This window comes from Actinocorallia aurea (assembly GCF_054783995.1).
Window position 1 is genome coordinate 309186 of sequence record NZ_BAAGPQ010000002.1, and the last position, 16198, is coordinate 325383.

The window sequence follows — 16198 nt, forward strand, 5'->3', positions numbered from 1 at the left end:
CGCCAATTGAGGTGAGTGTTGTGTCGAGAGTGAACACGGTCCTCGGACCGATCCCCACCGAGGAGCTGGGTCTCGTGGCCGTCCACGAGCACATCGGCTACGGCATGCCCGGCTCCGAGCTGGACACCAGGTGGTGGAAGACGCCCGAGCAGCGGTACGAGGAGACCGTCCCCAAGCTGCGCAGGTTCCACGGGTACGGCGGCGGCACGTTCGTCGACGCCACGGGCATCTGCAACGGCCGCGACATCAACTACTACCAGTCGCTGTCGGAGAAGACCGGCGTCCACATCGTCGCCTCCACCGGCTTCGTCGGCGGCGACACCGCCCTGCCGTTCTTCGAGCGGGCGAGCGTCGAGTACCTCGCGGACCACTTCGTCCACGAGATCACCGTCGGGATCGGGAGCACCGGCGGCAAGGCCGGGATCATCAAGGTCGGCGTCAGCCGCGGCGGCCGCATGACCGACCTCGACAAGCGCATCTACCGCGCCGCCGCCCGCGCCGCCAAGGAGACCGGCGTCGGCATCCTGACGCACCTGGCCATCGACGCCGAGAACGCCATCGCGATCTTCAACGAGGAGGAACTCCCCCTCGACCGCGTCCTGTTCGGGCACGTCGACGACGGCGTCAACGCCGACAAGACCCGCGACACCTGGATCGCCGAGCAGGGCGGCCGGATCGGCTTCGACACCTTCGGGTACGAGACCGAACTCCCCGACCCGCCGTTCTGGGCCCGCCCCCGCAAGGACCGCCTGGACCACTTCCTGCGGTTCATCTCCGGCGAAGGCCGCATCAAGCAGGTGCTCGCCTCCGCCGACGCCAACTGCAGCGCGCTGGGCTGGCCGGGCGTCAGGGGCCACACGGTCAACTACATCTTCGAGGACCTCATCCCCGACCTGCGCGCCGCCGGTCTCGACGAGTCCGCCATCAAGACGATCTTCGTCGACAACCCCGCCGACTTCCTCTCGATCAAGAACTGAGGGCCCACCCCCATGAAGTCCGAAGAGCTCAAGAACCTCGACATCGCCATCGTCGGCGCCGGGTACGGCGGCGCGGCGGCGGCCAAGGCCCTCAGCCTGCTCGGCGCGAACGTCAACGTGTACGAGCAGGCGGGCCAGATCCGCGAGGTCGGCGCCGGCATCGGCCTGCGGCCGTCCACGATGGCCCGGTTCCAAGAGTGGGGCATCGCCGAGGCCATCCAGAAGGTCAGCTCCGCGAGCGACTACTTCGAGATCCTCACCGGCGACGCCCACCCGATCATGCAGGAGGAGTGGCCCGAGAAGGAGACCTTCGGCTTCACCACCCACCTGATCCACCGCGGCGACTTCATCGAGGCGCTGCTGTCGGTGCTGCCCGAGGGCATGGTCCACCTCGGCCACAAGCTGGAGAAGATCGAGGACAAGGGCGCCACCTCCGTCCTGACGTTCGCGGGCGGCGCCACCGTCGAGGCCGACCTCGTCATCGGCGCCGACGGCATCAAGTCGGTCGTCCGCAAGGCCCTGTTCTCCGACAACGAGCCGGTCTTCTCCGGCGAGCACGCCTACCGCGCCGTCATCGACATCGACGCCGCCCACGGCATGGTCGTGGACGACAACCTGCGCATGTACATCGGCAAGGGCACGAAGGTCTACCTGCTGCCGCTGCGCCACCGCGGCCAGGTCTCCTTCGACATCACCGCGCTGTGCCCGGACGGCACCTGGGCCCCCGACATCACCGTCGACGACATGGTGAAGACCGTCGAGGGGTTCGACGAGCGGCTCGTGGCGATCACCCGCGAACTCGACCTCGGCACCGTCAACTGCCGCGCGGTCTACGACATCGACCCCGTCGACACCTGGCACACCGGCTCCGTCGTGCTGATCGGCGACGCCGCCCACTCGATGCTGCACCACCAGGGCCAGGGCGCGAACTCCGCGATCCTCGACGCCGGCGCGCTCGCCGACGCGCTCCGCGAGGCCGACTCCGTCGAGGACGCGCTGGCGCTCTTCCAGGCCACCCGCAAGCCGGTCACCGACGAGCTCCAGCGGATCTCCCGCCAGGGCTGGACCGAGGACGAGGTCGACGACGTCTTCCCGGGCCAGAAGCCCGCGTCCCAGAACCCGACCGAGAAGCCGGGGGCCTGAACCATGCCGCTGCATCCCGAGATCGCGCGGATCCTCGCGAGTCTGCCCGCCCCGCCGCCCGGCCCGCTGGACCCGGTCGCGATGCGCGCGGGCGAGGAGGCCGAGGTCGCGCCCGTCGCCGAGCGCCTTGCGCTGCACCGCGTCGAGGACCGCACCGTGAAGACCGCCGCCGGGGACGTCCCGGTGCGGATCTACACCGCGGCCGAGGCCGACTCCTACGGCGTCCTGGTCTACTTCCACGGCGGCGCGTTCTTCCTCGGCAGCCTGGAGACGCACGACCACGTCGCGCGCCACCTCGCCAAGGAGACCGGGCTCAAGGTCGTCTCCGTCGGCTACCGGCGCGCCCCCGAGGCCGCCTTCCCGGCGGGGCTCGACGACAGCTACGGCGTCGTCCGCTGGGTCGCCGAGAACGGCGCGGAGCTGGGCTGGAACGGCCGGGCCCTGGCCCTCGCGGGCGACAGCTCCGGCGGCACCTTCGCCGCCGCCGTCTCCGCGATGGCGCTCGACGACGGCTTCGACAAGATCACCCACCAGGTGCTCTTCTACCCGTCGCTCGACCTCGACTTCGCCGAGGACCGCTACGCGTCGCTGCGCGACAACGCCGTCGGCCACGGGCTGGAGACCGCCGGGCTGAAGCCGTTCAACGCGTTCTACACGGGCAGCGGAGCCGACCCGGCCGACCCGCGCGTCTCCCCGATCAAGCGGGCCGACCTCTCCGGGCTGCCGAAGACACTCGTCATCACCGGCGAACTCGACCCGCTGCGCGACGAGGGCGAACTCTACGGCCGGAGGCTCAAGGAGGCCGGCGTGGACGCGACCGTCAGCCGGTACGACGGGGCGGGCCACGGCTTCGTGCAGCACTTCTTCTGGCTGCCCGAATACCACCGGGCCTTCGAGGAGACCGCCGCCTTCCTGGCGGGCTGAGCCCGCACCGCCGACGCCAGGGCCCCACGACAGAGATCGGAAAGAGCACCATGACCACCGCGAAAGTTCACCCCCTGGTCTCGCCGTGGGGTCGCTTCGGCCTCTACAGCTTCTTCATCGACGCGCCCGAGCCCGCGATCGTCGACACCGGCATCGCCTCCTCGCCCACCGAGGGCATGGCCCCCGCGCTGGCGGCGATCGGCCGCCGCATCGAGGACGTCCGCTGGATCCTGCTGACGCACGGGCACATCGACCACATCGGCGGGGCACACGCCCTGTGGGAGATGACCGGCCGCAGGGCGCAGGTCGTGATCCACGAGGCCGACGCGCCGTTCCTGCGCTCGCGGCAGGCCCACGTGGATGAGTACCTCGCGAACCGCGGGCGGTACCTGAACGACGCCGACGGCGCCGCCAAGGTGGGGGCCGCCGCGAACGCCGTCATCTCCGGCGAGATGGAGCCGACCCTGCTCGTGAAGGGCGGCGAGACCCTCGACCTCGGGGGCGTCGAGGTCTCCGTCCACGCCGTCCCGGGCCACACCGCGGGCTCGGTCGCGTACGTGATCGACGGGCAGCGGTCGGTCTTCGTCGGCGACGCCGTGCAGGTCCACGGCGCGGCCAACGGGTTCCCCGGCTTCGCGGACCCTGCCGCCTACCGCGCCAGCCTCGCCTACCTGCGCGACGAGGTCCGCCCGAACCACCTCTATCTCGGCCACCCGTACCGCCGCACCGACGGCACTCCCTACGGCGTCGAACTCGACGCCGAGCAGGCCGCCGAGGCGCTGCGCGAGAGCCTGGAGATCGAGGGCCGCGTCGGCAAGGCCGCCCACGACTGCCTCTGCGGCGCCGGTGGGCCCCTCGGACTCTTGGAGACCGCGTCTCCCTACTCGCCCTTCCAGCCCGTCGCCGAGGCGGTCGGCTACGAGGGCGACCCCACGCTGGAGCCGTCTCCGTTCTTCACGTCGATGCACGGCTACCGCACCCAGTTCACCGAGCACTCCTGAAAGAGAGGCTTCGCACCATGGCTGAAATCCAGATCATCCAGGCGGGCCTGGACGAGATCACCGTCCGCAAGGACCTCAACGTGCCCATGCGCGACGGCGTCGTCCTGGCCGCCGACGCCTACCAGGGGCTCGACGACAAGCCGCGTCCGGCGCTCGTCGCGCTCAGCCCCTACGGCAAGGAGCTCCAGGCCCTCGCCCTGACGACGCCGCCGCAGCGCCGCCCGAGCCCGATGTGGGACGGCTGCATCGAGGCCGGCGACATCGCGCGCGTCGTCAAGGAGGACTACGTCCACGTCATCGGCGACCTGCGCGGCTCCGGCGCGTCCGAGGGCGAGCACATCGGCAACTACAACGCCGGCGGCGTCCCCCTCGGCCAGGACGCCTACGACTTCATCGAGTGGGTCGCCGCCCAGCCGTGGTGCGACGGCAACGTCGGCATGATCGGCATCTCCTACTTCGGCTCCATGCAGGTGCTGGCCGCGGCCGAGCGCCCGCCGAGCCTCAAGGCCATCTTCGTCTCCGGCGGCCACTACGACTTCTACGAGACGACCTACCACGGCGGCGTCATGTGGTTCATGCCGCGCGCCGCCCGCGAGGGCCGCGGCGGAGACTCCGGCTGGGCGTTCACCGACGGCGTCAAGTCCCGCATGCTGGAGACGTACTCCCCCGACGAGATCAAGCGGAAGGTCGCCGAGCGGCTCAAGGACCCGGACGTCGCGGCCTGGCCGAACCTCGTGCACACCCTGAACTACCCGAAGAACCACGAGGCCTGGTTCGACATCGTCATGAACGAGGTCGACGGCGCGTGGTACGAGGAGCGCAACCCCGTCAACCTGGCCCGGAACATCGACATCCCGGTGTGGCTCCAGATCGACCAGGGCCGCGGCTGGACGATGGACGGCACCATCGAGGCCTACCACGCACTCAAGGGCCCGAAGAAGCTCGACATCGGCCCGTACCCGCCCATGCAGTCGCGCCCCTTCATCGAAGAGCACGACAAGATGTTCCGCTGGTACGAGTACTGGCTCAAGGGCGTCGACAACGGGATCATGGACGAGCCCGCCGTCACCGTCCACGTCGAGGGGTCCCGCCAGACCGTCACCGGGCCGACGTGGCCGCCGAAGGACGTCGAGCACAGGTCGCTGTACTTCCGGCCGCGCCGCAAGCTCTCCTGGGAGCCCGAGCTGATGGGCGCCGAGTACGCCGCGCCCGACGGCTTCTACCAGGCGCCGCTGACGGTCACCGACAAGGTGGAGATCCTCAGCTGGAGCACCGAGGCGTTCACCGCGCCGACCGAGATGATCGGCCAGGGCGCCGCGCACCTCTTCGCCGAGATCGACCAGCCGGACACCAACTTCATCCTGCGCCTGTGGGACGAGGCCCCGGGCGGCAAGCGGCAGCTCATCACGACCGCCTACCTGAAGGCCTCGCACCGCGAACTCGACACCGAGCGCACCACCGAGGGCGACCCGTGGCACCCGCACACCCGCGCGGTGCCCGTCGAACCCGGGAAGATCGAGGAGTACGTGCTGCGGGTCTACCCGTTCGCGGCCACCTTCCTGCCCGGCCACAGGCTGGTCGTCGAGCTGTCCAACGACGAGCCGCTGGCCGACGAGCACAACGCGCTGCTCCCGCCGGACGCGTTCCACCTGCCGGTGGGCCGCCCCGTCACCCACAAGATCTACCGCGACGCCGCGCACCCGTCCCGGCTGGTGCTGCCGTTCACGGTGGAGAACCGGTGAGGGACATGGCTTTCGTCTACGCGGCGGCCCGCACACCGTTCGGCAGGTTCAACGGGGCGCTCTCCGGCGTCCGTCCCGACGACCTCGCGGCGACCGCCGTCACCGGGGTGCTCGCCAAGGCGCCCGCGCTGGACCCGTCGGAGATCGGGGAGATCGTCTGGGGCTGCGCGAACCAGGCGGGCGAGGACAACCGCAACGTCGGCCGGATGGCCGGGCTGCTGGCCGGGCTGCCGGTGTCGGTGCCCGCGACCACCGTCAACCGGCTGTGCGGCTCCTCGCTCGACGCCGCGATCATCGGCTCGCGCGCCATCGACACCGGCGACGCCGACGTCGTCCTCGTCGGCGGCGTCGAGTCGATGACCCGGGCGCCGTGGGTCCTGCCGAAGCCGGACCGAGCCTTCCCCGCCGGGAACACCACCGCGGTCTCCACGACGCTCGGCTGGCGGCTCGTCAACTCGCGGATGCCCGCCGAGTGGACGGTCTCGCTGGGCGAGTGCAACGAGCGGCTCCAGGAGCGGTTCGGCATCCCCCGCGAGCGGCAGGACTCCTTCGCCGCGCGCTCGCACCGGCTCGCGGCCGCCGCGTGGGACGAAGGCTTCTACGACGATCTCGTAATCCCCGTCGAAGGCGTCGAGCCGGACCGGGACGAGAGCATCCGGGCCGGCTCGACACCCGAGAGGCTCGCCGGGCTCAAGCCGAGCTTCCGGCCGGACGGCACCATCACCGCGGGCAACGCCTCGCCGCTGAGCGACGGGGCAGCCGCGGTGCTCCTCGGCTCCGAGGCGGCGGCCGGCCGGATCGGGCTCGACCCGCTCGCCCGGATCGCGGGGCGCGGCGCGTTCGCGCTGGAGCCGCAGATGTTCGGGTTCGCCCCGGTCGAGGCCGCGAACCTGGCGCTGGCGCGGGCCGGGATCGGCTGGGACAGGGTCGGCGCGGTCGAGCTGAACGAGGCCTTCGCCGTCCAGTCGCTGGCGTGCGTGGACGCCTGGCGGATCGACCCCGAGATCGTCAACACCAGGGGCGGCGCGATCGCGATCGGCCACCCGCTCGGCGCGTCCGGCGCCCGGATCCTGGGCACGCTCGCCAAGGTCCTCGTCGAGAGGCGCGAGCGCTACGGCGTGGCCGCGATCTGCATCGGCGTGGGCCAGGCCCTCGCCGTGGTCCTGGAGAACGTGACGGGAGAAGCAGCGTGAGCAAGACCCAGATCCTCGCGACGCCCGACGAGGCCGTGGGCGTCGTCAAGGACGGCGACACGGTGCTCGTCGGCGGCTTCGGCCTCGCCGGGATGCCGTTCGACCTGATCGACGCGCTCATCCGGCACGGCGCGCGGGACCTCACCATCGTGTCGAACAACGCGGGCAACGCCGAGGTCGGCCTCGCCGCGCTGCTCAAGGCCGGGCAGGTCCGCAAGATCCTCTGCTCCTTCCCCCGGCAGGTCGACTCCTACGTCTTCGACGACCTCTACCGGCGCGGCGAGATCGAACTCGAGGTCGTCCCGCAGGGCAACCTCGCCGAGCGGATGCGGGCGGCCGGGGCCGGAATCGGCGCGTTCTACAGCCCGACGGCCGTCGGCACCCCGCTGGCCGAGGGCAAGGAGACCCGCACGATCGACGGACGCGACTACCTGCTCGAATACCCCATCAAGGGTGATGTCGCCCTGATCTCGGCGCACATCGCCGACACGATGGGCAACCTCGTCTACCGCAAGACCGCCCGGAACTTCGGCCCCGTCATGGCCACGGCCGCCGCGACCACCGTCGTCCAGGTCGCCTCGATCGTGGAGGTGGGCGCGCTCGATCCGGAGGCCGTCGTCACCCCGAGCATCCACGTCGACCGGATCGTCCAGGTCGAACCGCGCCACTACACCGTGCAGGGAGCCCGCTGATGCCTCTGAACCCCGACGAACTCGCCGCCCGGGTCGCCCAGGACATCGCCCCGGGCAGCTACGTCAACCTGGGCATCGGCCAGCCCACCAAGGTCGCCGACCACCTCCCCGCCTCCCTCGGCGTGGTCCTCCACACCGAGAACGGCATGCTCGGCATGGGCCCCGCGGCCTCGGGCTCCGACCTCGACCCCGACCTCACCAACGCGGGCAAGGTCCCCGTGACGGAACTCCCCGGCGCGTCCTACTTCCACCACGCCGACTCGTTCGCCATGATGCGCGGCGGCCACCTCGACGTCTGCGTCATGGGCGCCTTCCAGGTCTCGGCCGGCGGCGACCTCGCCAACTGGGACACCGGCAAGCCCGGCTCGATCCCCGCCGTCGGCGGCGCCATGGACCTCGCCATCGGCGCCAAGCGGGTCTACGTGATGATGACCCTGTTCGCGAAGAACGGCAGCCCGAAGCTCGTGCCCGCCTGCACCTATCCCCTGACGAGCGTGGCCTGCGTCAGCCGTGTCTACACCGACCACGCCGTCTTCGAGATCGCCCCCGGGGGCGTCCGACTCCTGGAATCCTTCGGCACCCCCGCCGAGGAGCTCCGCTCCCGCCTGGACGTCCCGCTGCTCACCGGCTGAGGCCGCGCCGACGCCGAACACCGGCTGGCGCGACCCCTGCGTCCTGCTGCTCGATGAGCCCTTCGCCTCCGCCGCGGGCCTCGGCGTCCTGCTCTTGGAAGGACCGGATGCCCGGCGACCCCGGCGGACCGTGCGGTCCGCCGGGGTCGGCGTGTCCCGGCCCGGGGATCAGAAGCCGATGGCCTCGCGCAGCAGCAGCACGGTGGCGCGGCCCGGGTGCGGCTCGGCGTGCAGCACGAGCAGTTTGTTGACCGCGCCCGGCGTGCCGTAGGCCTTCCGGGCCCGTTCGTCCTCCAGCGGCAGGGCGTGCTCCTCCAGGCGGCGCATCGCGGTCGGCAGGTCGGGCACGACCTTCTGCGCGCCGACGATCCAGATCGCCCGGCCCGCGCCGCCGGAGTAGGCCGGCAGCTGGCTGCCGCTGGCCGAGGCGACCAGCAGCGAGCCCGTCTCGGTGACCGCGGCGACGCTGCCGACGACGACGTCCGGGCTGCTGATCAGCCGCCGGATCTCGGCGCCCTCGGTGGCCCGGTCCAGGGCCGTCGCCCGCGGCCGGATCGCGTCGTAGCGGCCGCCGTTGAGGTCCTCCTCGATGCCGGACAGCCGCAGCGTCTCGCTCGCCCCGGTGAAGACCGACTCTCCCGCCGCGATGAGCTCACCGATCCGGCCGCGCGCGGCGGCCGCGTCGTCCAGGATCTCGACGGCGAACCCGTGCTCCCGCAGCGCCGCCGCGGCCCGCTCCAGCCGCGCCGCGGGCGCGGGCGCGGCGAAGTCGGGCCCGGAAGCGGACACGGGCGAGTCGGGTCCGGGCGCCGGCGCGCTCGGGGCATCGTCGTGCTCGTGCGGGGCCCGGCCGGCCGGAGCCGCGGGCGCGGAGCCGCCGAGCGGGGTGGTGTCGAGGTATCTGACCTCGTAGACCCGCTCGGCGAACCGCCAGCCCTCCCGGGTCCGCCGGTACCTGTCGTGGTAGACCGCGAAGTTCTGGCCTTCGAGCCCGTTGCGGAGGCGGACGAGCTCGTACACGAAGGCCCGGCCCGTCGCGGTGTCGCCGTCGATCACCACCGCGCCAGGGTGCGTGTTCTGCACGAAGAAGTCCCACTGGGCCTGCAACCGCTCGCGGCCTACGTAAATCTCCTCCCGGCCGGTCAGCTCGATCGGCACGTTGGGCATGCGCAGCACGCCGTCGTCGGTGAACAGAGCGGCCAGGCGCGCACGGTCGCGCATCATCACCGCGTCGGTGAACTCGGCGCGCAGCGCGTCGATCTCGATCCGGTCGGCCGCGGCCTGAAAATCGGTCATCGTTCTCTCCTGCCATGGGGTTCACTCGTCTTCGCCCCTTCGACCACGCGGCCGCCCGGAATGTGAGGCCGGCGCCGGCCTGACATTCCGGCGGCCTGTCCGGTCGAAGACGGTGTGGACATTCAGATGCGGGCGAGCGGCGAGGACCGGGTACGCGTGAACGGCGAGGACGTGGTCATGGACGAACGGCAGCGGCTGATCAACCTGGCTTACCGGATGCTCGGCTCACTCGCCGACGCCGAGGACGTCGTCCAGGAGACCTACATGCGCTGGTACGCGCTGACCGAAGCGGGGCGGGCGGACATCGAGGTCCCGGCCGCCTGGCTGACGACGGTGGCCAGCCGGATCTGCCTGAACCTGCTCGGTTCGGCACGGGCGAGACGGGAGACATACGTGGGCGAATGGGTCCCGGAACCGCTGCCCGAGCCGACCGAGTGGCTCACCGGGGGCGCCTCCGGCGGCGGCATGGATCCGGCCGAGCGGATCACCATGGACGAGTCGGTGAGCATGGCCTTCCTCGTCGTACTCGAATCGATGACTCCGGCCGAGCGCGTCGCGTTCGTCCTGCACGACGTCTTCCGCTACCCCTTCGCCGAGGTCGCCGAGATCGTCGGACGCAGCCCCGCGGCCTGCCGCCAGCTGGCCTCCTCGGCCCGGCGGCGGATCCGCGCGGCGCGGGCCGACGCGGGCCCGAGCGCCGCGCACGCGGCGGTCGTCCGGAACTTCAAGGCCGCCTGGGAGGCGAACGACATCGGCGCCCTGCTCGGGCTGCTCGACCCCGACGCCGTCTGGATCGCCGACGGCGGAGGCAAGGCCCTGTCCATCCTGGAGCCCGTCGTCGGCGCCGCCCAGATCGCCCGCGCCTACCTCCACATCGCCGAGTCCGCCCCCGCCCTCACCGTCCTGGAACGCACCGTCAACGGCCTCCCCGGCCTGGTGGCCCAGCTGAACGGCACTACCGTCACCGTCTACACCTTCAACATCACCGGTCACCGGATCACCCACATCTGGGCGGTCCGCAACCCGGACAAACTTCACTCCTGGACCACCCCCTGATCCCAACTCTGCGACGGACGCCGTGACACATCGGGTTGTCGGAGTGGACGTCGAGTGGACGTCGAGGGAGCGCGCGGAGCATGGCGGGCAGGAGACGGCTGGGCCGGCGGTTCGGCTGGTTGTGGGCAGAGTACGCGGTGAGCGCCTACGGGTCCGGGCTGGGGTGCGGGGCGTTGCCGCTGATCGCGGTCGGGCCACCGCTGGGCGGAGCGGCGATCGGCCTGTTCGGACCGGTCGCCACCGTGATGGCCGTCGAGCTGGCCATCATCGTCACATGAGCCTGTACACCCCGGTGCTCGCCACCTACCGGCTCGAACAGACCCCGGAACACCTCATCGCCCGCACCTTGACGGCCTGGTCGATCGGCCAGCAGACCTCCATCGCCGTCCTCACCGCCCTCGGCGAACTGCTCGCCGCCCCCGCAGATCTCCGCCTAGGCGACGCGCTGCAAATCGCCTATGTGCTGACCAGGGCGCCCGCAATGCGCTCCCGCAGAGGCCCGGGAATGACGAAGGCGCGTCCTCTTGGGAGAGACGCGCCGCAGGTCAGGCTGTGAAGCTGGGGTACCAGGACTCGAACCTAGAATAACTGAACCAGAATCAGTCGTGTTGCCGATTACACCATACCCCATCGCGCTTGGGGGCTTCCCGTTTCCGGGGGCTCCCTGGCGACCTCTGGAAGCTTACAGGACTTCGGGAGTGGTCGCCAAAACGATTGCGCGGACGCCTGTTCAGTCCCTGGCCACGACGCGGTTGGAGAGGGTGCCGAGGGACTCGATCTCGACGGTGACGGTGTCGCCGATCTCCAGGGGGCCGATGCCCTCGGGGGTGCCGGTGAGGATGACGTCGCCGGGCAGGAGGGTCATCACCTGGGTGATGTGGGCGATGAGGTTGGGGATGTCGTGGACCATCGCGGACGTGCGGGAGTCCTGGCGGACCTGGCCGTTGACCAGGGTGCGCAGGGCGAGGTCGGAGGGGTCGACGCCGGTGACGAGGTACGGGCCGAGCGGGCAGAAGGTGTCGAAGCCCTTGGCGCGCGTCCACTGGCCGTCCTTCTTCTGGAGGTCGCGGGCCGTGACGTCGTTCGCGCAGGTGTAGCCGAAGACCACCTCGTGGGCGCGGGCGACGGACACGTCGCGGCAGACCCGGCCGATGACGACGGCGAGCTCGCCCTCGTAGTCGACGCGCTGGGACAGCTTCTCCGGGTAGAGGATGGTCTGGTTCGGGCCGATCACCGAGGTCGAGGGCTTGCTGAAGATCAGCGGCTCGACGGGCGGCTCGTTGCCCATCTCGCGGGCGTGCTCGGCGTAGTTGCGGCCGATGGCGATGATCTTGTTGGGGATGATCGGCGCGAGCAGCCGCACGTCCGCCAGCGGGAAGCGGGCCCCCGTGAACGTGATGTCCCCGAGGAGCGGGTGCGCGGAGATGACCGCGATCTCCTCACCCTCGACGACCCCGAAAGCGACTTCTTCCCCGACGGCAAACCTTGCGATGCGCATCGTTCCATTTTTCCACAGGGCGCGGTCAGAACCCGCAGGGTGTGCCGCCGAACGCGCAGTCCTGGGGGCGCGACGGGGCTCCGCCGCCGCCGAACCTGATCTCGACGCTCCGGCCGGGGGCGATCGGGGACGTCTCGGCGTCGCTGACGATGGTGACCTCGTTGCCCGGGTCGGTGAGCCTGCCGCCCCAGACGTTGCGGATGTAGGCGCCGGGGTAGGCGAACGTCAGGGTCCAGGACGGGATGGGGTCCGATGAGCCGTTCGTCAGGGTGAGGGTGCCCTCGAAGTAGCCGGTGGAGACCTCGACCGTCTTGTAGACGACCTGGACGCCACCGGGGGTGACCCCCGAAATGGTCTGCGCGTTCTGGTTCGCCGGTGCAGCGGTGGTGGGGGCGGCCCCCGACGTGGGGGCCCGCTGCGGGCCTCCGGGCGTCTGCGGCCAGATGAGGGCCGCGACGGCCCCGATGACGAGCAGGCCCGTGGCGATCACCCCCGGGATGACCAGGCCGATCTTCGCCTTGGGCCGCGGCGGCGTGTAGAGCGCTTCGGCGAGGACCGGCGAGATGGGCGGGTGGACGCGCCGGTCGCTGCGGGGGCGGAGGGTCTCCTCGTCGGCGCCGCCCGGGGTCTGGGTCCGCCCGAGGAGGCCCATCAGTACGGGGAGGGGAGGCTGCGGGCCCGTCTCGTCGTCCGCTCCGACGATCGGGCCGAACACCACGTCGGGCTGCGGCCTGGGCGGCAGCCCGGGAAGTCCGCTCTCGGTCCGCGCGTCGGCGGCGCCTCCTTGGCCGACGGTCTCGGCGGCGGCCCTTCGATCGACGACGGTCTCGTCGCCTACGCCGCTCTCCGGGGGCCTCGGCCTGGGGACGCGCCGTTGGCCGTCGACGTTCGTCTTGCCGGAGATGCCGTGGCCCGCGACGGGTATGTCCCGCTGCTTCGGCGCGGCGTCCACGATCGTCTGATCGGGAGGCTCGGCCGCCTCGGGCGGGGCGTCCACCGTGGTCCGCTCCGCGTCGTCGCGCGGAGACATCGCGGAGGCGGCCTCCACGACCGTTCGTGTGCCGGGGAGCGCGGGCGGGACCGGGGTCCCCCAAGGGGTCTCCGCCATGGGCTCGGTTTCGGGGGTGCGGTCGGTGAGCGTCGCGTCGGGCTCCGTCTCGGACTCCCTCGGAGCCTCCGGCACGGTCTCCGGCGGGGCCTCGCGACGCGCCCTCGCGCGGGCCCGCCTGCCCGGCAGGGGCAGATCCCTGCGGGTCACCCGATCCTTCTTGCCGCCCAACCCCGACTCCTCCCGAACGCGTCCACGGAGTGGGACGCCCCTCGGCCATCCGGAGTTCGCCGCCATCCGCCCGCCGCGGGCCTCTGACCGGAAGTCCCCTCTCCCCTGTCTCCAACGCACGGACGCCGTGCCGGATCCCCTGTTCCGGCATGGATTCGACTCCCGTCGCGGCGCTCGTGCGCCTTCCGCTCCAGAGGGCGCTCCTGTAGCGGGACGCGAGGCGACGGCCCGCAAGCGCGCGGGGCGAGAAGCTCCGAGAGGGTTATCCACAGCGCCGTCGGATGCTCGGCGGGCCCGGCCTATAGCGTGGGGGCGTCGCGCCGGCATGGGGCCCGCGCGACGTGGTGAGGAGGCCTGCCATGTCCGTGGTGAAGATCAACGTGTTGACGGTGCCCGAAGGCATGGGCGCCGAACTGGAGAAGCGCTTCGGCGCGCGCGCAGGGCTCGTCGAGGGGTCGGACGGCTTCGAGGGCTTCGAACTGCTCCGCCCCACCGACGGCACGGACAAGTACCTCGTCTACACCCGCTGGCGCAGCGAGGAGGACTTCGAGAACTGGACCAAGAGCTCGGCCTTCGTGCAGGGCCACGCCAAGGCCGCCGCGGACGCCCAGGCCTCCGGCGAGGGCCACGGGCACGGCCACGGCCACGGCCACGGCGGCCCAGCCTCCACGGGCGCCGAGCTCTGGGGCTTCGAGGTCATCCAGAAGGTGGAGCCCAAGTAGGCGGCGGGCCGGCTCGCTCCGCCGGCCGACGACCGCCCCGCGCCGCCGGGCGGAAATAAGGCGAGCGCCCCTTCGCCGAGTGGCGGAGGGGCGCTGGGCCGCGGGGTCAGGCTCGGAGGTCTTCGTATTCGGGGTGGCGGGACATGTACTCCTTGACGAAGGGGCAGCGGGGGACGACCTTGAGGCCGCGGGCGCGGGCGTCGTCGAGTTCGCCTCCGACGAGCCTGCTGCCGAGGCCCTGTCCTTCGAAGGCCATGTCGATCTCGGTGTGCAGGAACGTGATCACGCCCTCGCGCAGCGAGTAGGTGGAGAAGCCGGCCGGCTCCCCGTCGTCGGTGAAGATCTCGTACCTGTTGTGCTGCGGGTTGTCCGCTACCTTGGGCATGATCGGATTTCTACCAGTTCAGGAAGCGTCGTAACCCGCGCGGAGCAGGCAATACGTCACAGCCTCTTCGAGGGCTTCCCACGAGGCGGCGATGATGTTCTCGCCGACGCCGACGGTGCCCCACTCGGCCTTGCCGTCGGAGGAGTCGATGAGGACGCGGGTGATGGCGTCCGTGCCGTGCGAGCCCTCCAGGATGCGGACCCGGAAGTCGACGAGCTCCAGCGACGCCAGCTCGGGGTAGAGCCGCTCCAGCGCGACCCGCAGGGCCATGTCGAGGGCGTTGACGGGGCCGTTGCCTTCGCCGGTGGCGACGATCCGCTCGCCCTTGGCGTGCACCTTGACGGTCGCCTCGCTGACCTGGGTGCCGTCGGGCCGCTGCTCGACGATGACGCGCCACGACTCGACCTTGAAGTAGGACGTCTTGGCGCCCGCGAGCTCCTCGCGCAGCAGCAGTTCGAAGGACGCGTCGGCGGCCTCGAACGTGTAGCCCCGGGATTCGAGGTCCTTGACCCGGGTGACGACCTCGGCGGCCTTCTCGCCGGAGAGGTCGTAGCCCAGCTCCTTGCCCTTCAGCTCGACCGAGGCACGGCCCGACATCGAGGAGACGAGCATCCGCATGTCGTTGCCGACGCGCGCCGGGTCGAGGTGCTGGTAGAGGTCAGGGTCGACCTTGATCGCGGAGGCGTGCAGGCCGGCCTTGTGCGCGAACGCCGAGTAGCCGACGTAGGGCTGCTGCGACCCGAGGGTGATGTTGGTGACCTCCGAGACGGCGTGCGCGATCCGCGTCATGTCGGCGAGCTGGCCCTCGCTGACGAGGTCCATGCCGCGCTTGAGCTGGAGGTTGCCGACGACGGTGAAGAGGTTGGCGTTGCCGGAGCGCTCGCCGTAGCCGTTGGCGCAGCCCTGGACGTGGGTGGCGCCGGCCCGGACCGCGGCGAGGGAGTTGGCGACGGCGCAGCCGGAGTCGTCGTGGCAGTGGATGCCGACGCGGGCGCCGGTGGAGACCACGTCGTGGACGACCTCGGCGAGTTCGTCGGGGAGCATGCCGCCGTTGGTGTCGCAGAGGGCGACGACGTCGGCGCCGGCCTCGGCGGCGGCCAGGACGGCCTCCAGGGCGTAGGCGCGGTTGGCCTTGTAGCCGTCGAAGAAGTGCTCGGCGTCCACGAAGACGCGCTGGCCTTCGGCCCTCAGGTGGGCGACGGTGTCGCGGATCATCGCGAGGTTCTCGGCGAGGGTCGTGCGCAGGGCCAGCTCGACGTGCCGGTCGTGGGCCTTGGCGACGAGCGTGACGACGGGGGCGCGGGAGTCGCGCAGCGCCGCGACCTGCGGGTCGTCGGCGGCCTTCAGACCGGCCCGGCGGGTCGCGCCGAACGCGGCGAGCTTGGCGTGCTTGAGGTCGAGTTCGGTCCGGGCGAGCCGGAAGAACTCGGTGTCCTTGGGGTTGGCGCCGGGCCAGCCGCCCTCGATGAAGCTCACGCCGAGGTCGTCCAGATGCCGCGCGATGACCAGCTTGTCCTGGACGGTCAGGTTGAGGCCCTCCTGCTGGGAGCCGTCCCGCAGGGTGGTGTCGTAGACGTGAAAGCCGTCACTCATGGGTGGTGCCCCTCAGATCGCAAGGTCCGGCGAAACAAAAAGACCCCCCACGGGACGTGAGAGGT

The 16198-nt window shown here is 71.2% G+C and carries 17 protein-coding genes and 1 tRNA gene; 12 read left to right on the forward strand and 6 right to left on the reverse strand.

Annotation, left to right across the window (positions count from 1 at the left end):
• The first annotated feature begins 20 nt into the window (after positions 1-20).
• Genes ACYVOM_RS01655 through ACYVOM_RS01690 form a run of 8 tightly spaced genes read left to right on the forward strand, consistent with a single transcriptional unit; the run spans position 21 to position 8304 of the window.
• A complete protein-coding gene (locus tag ACYVOM_RS01655; protein WP_460301380.1) occupies positions 21-977 on the forward strand; it encodes a phosphotriesterase family protein in 957 nt (318 codons plus the stop codon).
• A 12-nt stretch (positions 978-989) separates the two neighbouring features.
• Positions 990-2120 (forward strand): FAD-dependent oxidoreductase, encoded by a 1131-nt coding sequence (locus ACYVOM_RS01660; protein WP_460301381.1) that lies wholly within the window; start codon positions 990-992, stop codon positions 2118-2120.
• A gap of 3 nt (positions 2121-2123) precedes the next feature.
• Entirely contained in the window at positions 2124-3044 is a 921-nt protein-coding gene (locus ACYVOM_RS01665) for an alpha/beta hydrolase (protein ID WP_460301382.1), read from the forward strand.
• Positions 3045-3094: 50 nt separating this feature from the next.
• Positions 3095-4045 carry an MBL fold metallo-hydrolase gene (locus ACYVOM_RS01670; protein ID WP_460301383.1) on the forward strand — a complete coding sequence of 317 codons (951 nt, stop codon included), beginning with the start codon at positions 3095-3097 and terminating at the stop codon, positions 4043-4045.
• A 17-nt stretch (positions 4046-4062) separates the two neighbouring features.
• Positions 4063-5787, forward strand: a complete 1725-nt coding sequence (locus tag ACYVOM_RS01675; protein ID WP_460301384.1) for a CocE/NonD family hydrolase — start codon at positions 4063-4065, stop codon at positions 5785-5787.
• A 5-nt stretch (positions 5788-5792) separates the two neighbouring features.
• On the forward strand, positions 5793-6980 hold the full coding sequence (locus tag ACYVOM_RS01680) for a thiolase family protein (protein ID WP_460302328.1): 1188 nt from the start codon (positions 5793-5795) through the stop codon (positions 6978-6980).
• Positions 6977-7672, forward strand: coding sequence for a 3-oxoacid CoA-transferase subunit A (locus ACYVOM_RS01685; RefSeq protein WP_460301385.1), 696 nt, complete (start codon positions 6977-6979; stop codon positions 7670-7672). Before ACYVOM_RS01680 ends, ACYVOM_RS01685 begins: the two co-directional genes overlap by 4 nt.
• A complete protein-coding gene (locus tag ACYVOM_RS01690) occupies positions 7672-8304 on the forward strand; it encodes a 3-oxoacid CoA-transferase subunit B (protein ID WP_460301386.1) in 633 nt (210 codons plus the stop codon). The genes ACYVOM_RS01685 and ACYVOM_RS01690 overlap by 1 nt, the downstream gene beginning before the upstream one ends.
• 168 nt (positions 8305-8472) lie before the next feature.
• Here ACYVOM_RS01690 and ACYVOM_RS01695 read toward each other — a convergent pair whose 3' ends face one another.
• Positions 8473-9600 (reverse strand): LUD domain-containing protein, encoded by a 1128-nt coding sequence (locus ACYVOM_RS01695; protein ID WP_460301387.1) that lies wholly within the window; start codon positions 9598-9600, stop codon positions 8473-8475.
• 114 nt (positions 9601-9714) lie between these two features.
• Between ACYVOM_RS01695 and sigJ the strand changes: the two genes are divergently transcribed.
• The 3 genes from sigJ to ACYVOM_RS01710 all read left to right on the forward strand — a co-directional run bounded on the left by sigJ (position 9715) and on the right by ACYVOM_RS01710 (position 11212).
• Positions 9715-10656: an RNA polymerase sigma factor SigJ gene (gene sigJ / locus ACYVOM_RS01700; RefSeq protein ID WP_460301388.1), complete on the forward strand. Its 942-nt coding sequence runs from the start codon at positions 9715-9717 to the stop codon at positions 10654-10656.
• A gap of 80 nt (positions 10657-10736) precedes the next feature.
• Positions 10737-10934 (forward strand): hypothetical protein, encoded by a 198-nt coding sequence (locus ACYVOM_RS01705; RefSeq protein WP_460301389.1) that lies wholly within the window; start codon positions 10737-10739, stop codon positions 10932-10934.
• Positions 10931-11212, forward strand: coding sequence for a hypothetical protein (locus ACYVOM_RS01710; RefSeq protein ID WP_460301390.1), 282 nt, complete (start codon positions 10931-10933; stop codon positions 11210-11212). The genes ACYVOM_RS01705 and ACYVOM_RS01710 overlap by 4 nt, the downstream gene beginning before the upstream one ends.
• 2 nt (positions 11213-11214) lie before the next feature.
• Here the strand turns inward: ACYVOM_RS01710 and ACYVOM_RS01715 are convergent.
• The 3 genes from ACYVOM_RS01715 to ACYVOM_RS01725 form a co-directional block, all read right to left on the reverse strand.
• Positions 11215-11286, reverse strand: a tRNA-Gln gene (locus tag ACYVOM_RS01715).
• A gap of 100 nt (positions 11287-11386) precedes the next feature.
• Entirely contained in the window at positions 11387-12154 is a 768-nt protein-coding gene (locus tag ACYVOM_RS01720; protein ID WP_460301391.1) for a fumarylacetoacetate hydrolase family protein, read from the reverse strand.
• 25 nt (positions 12155-12179) lie between these two features.
• On the reverse strand, positions 12180-13412 hold the full coding sequence (locus ACYVOM_RS01725) for a cellulose binding domain-containing protein (RefSeq protein ID WP_460301392.1): 1233 nt from the start codon (positions 13410-13412) through the stop codon (positions 12180-12182).
• A 380-nt stretch (positions 13413-13792) separates the two neighbouring features.
• On the opposite strand from ACYVOM_RS01725, the gene ACYVOM_RS01730 reads away from it, so the two are divergent.
• A complete protein-coding gene (locus ACYVOM_RS01730; RefSeq protein WP_460301393.1) occupies positions 13793-14155 on the forward strand; it encodes an antibiotic biosynthesis monooxygenase family protein in 363 nt (120 codons plus the stop codon).
• 106 nt (positions 14156-14261) lie between these two features.
• Here the strand turns inward: ACYVOM_RS01730 and ACYVOM_RS01735 are convergent, their stop codons facing one another.
• Together ACYVOM_RS01735 and cimA are read right to left on the reverse strand one after the other, a co-directional pair.
• Positions 14262-14540 carry a GNAT family N-acetyltransferase gene (locus ACYVOM_RS01735; protein ID WP_460301394.1) on the reverse strand — a complete coding sequence of 93 codons (279 nt, stop codon included), beginning with the start codon at positions 14538-14540 and terminating at the stop codon, positions 14262-14264.
• Positions 14541-14558: 18 nt separating this feature from the next.
• Positions 14559-16133, reverse strand: a complete 1575-nt coding sequence (gene cimA / locus ACYVOM_RS01740) for a citramalate synthase (protein WP_460301395.1) — start codon at positions 16131-16133, stop codon at positions 14559-14561.
• Positions 16134-16198: the final 65 nt, after the last annotated feature.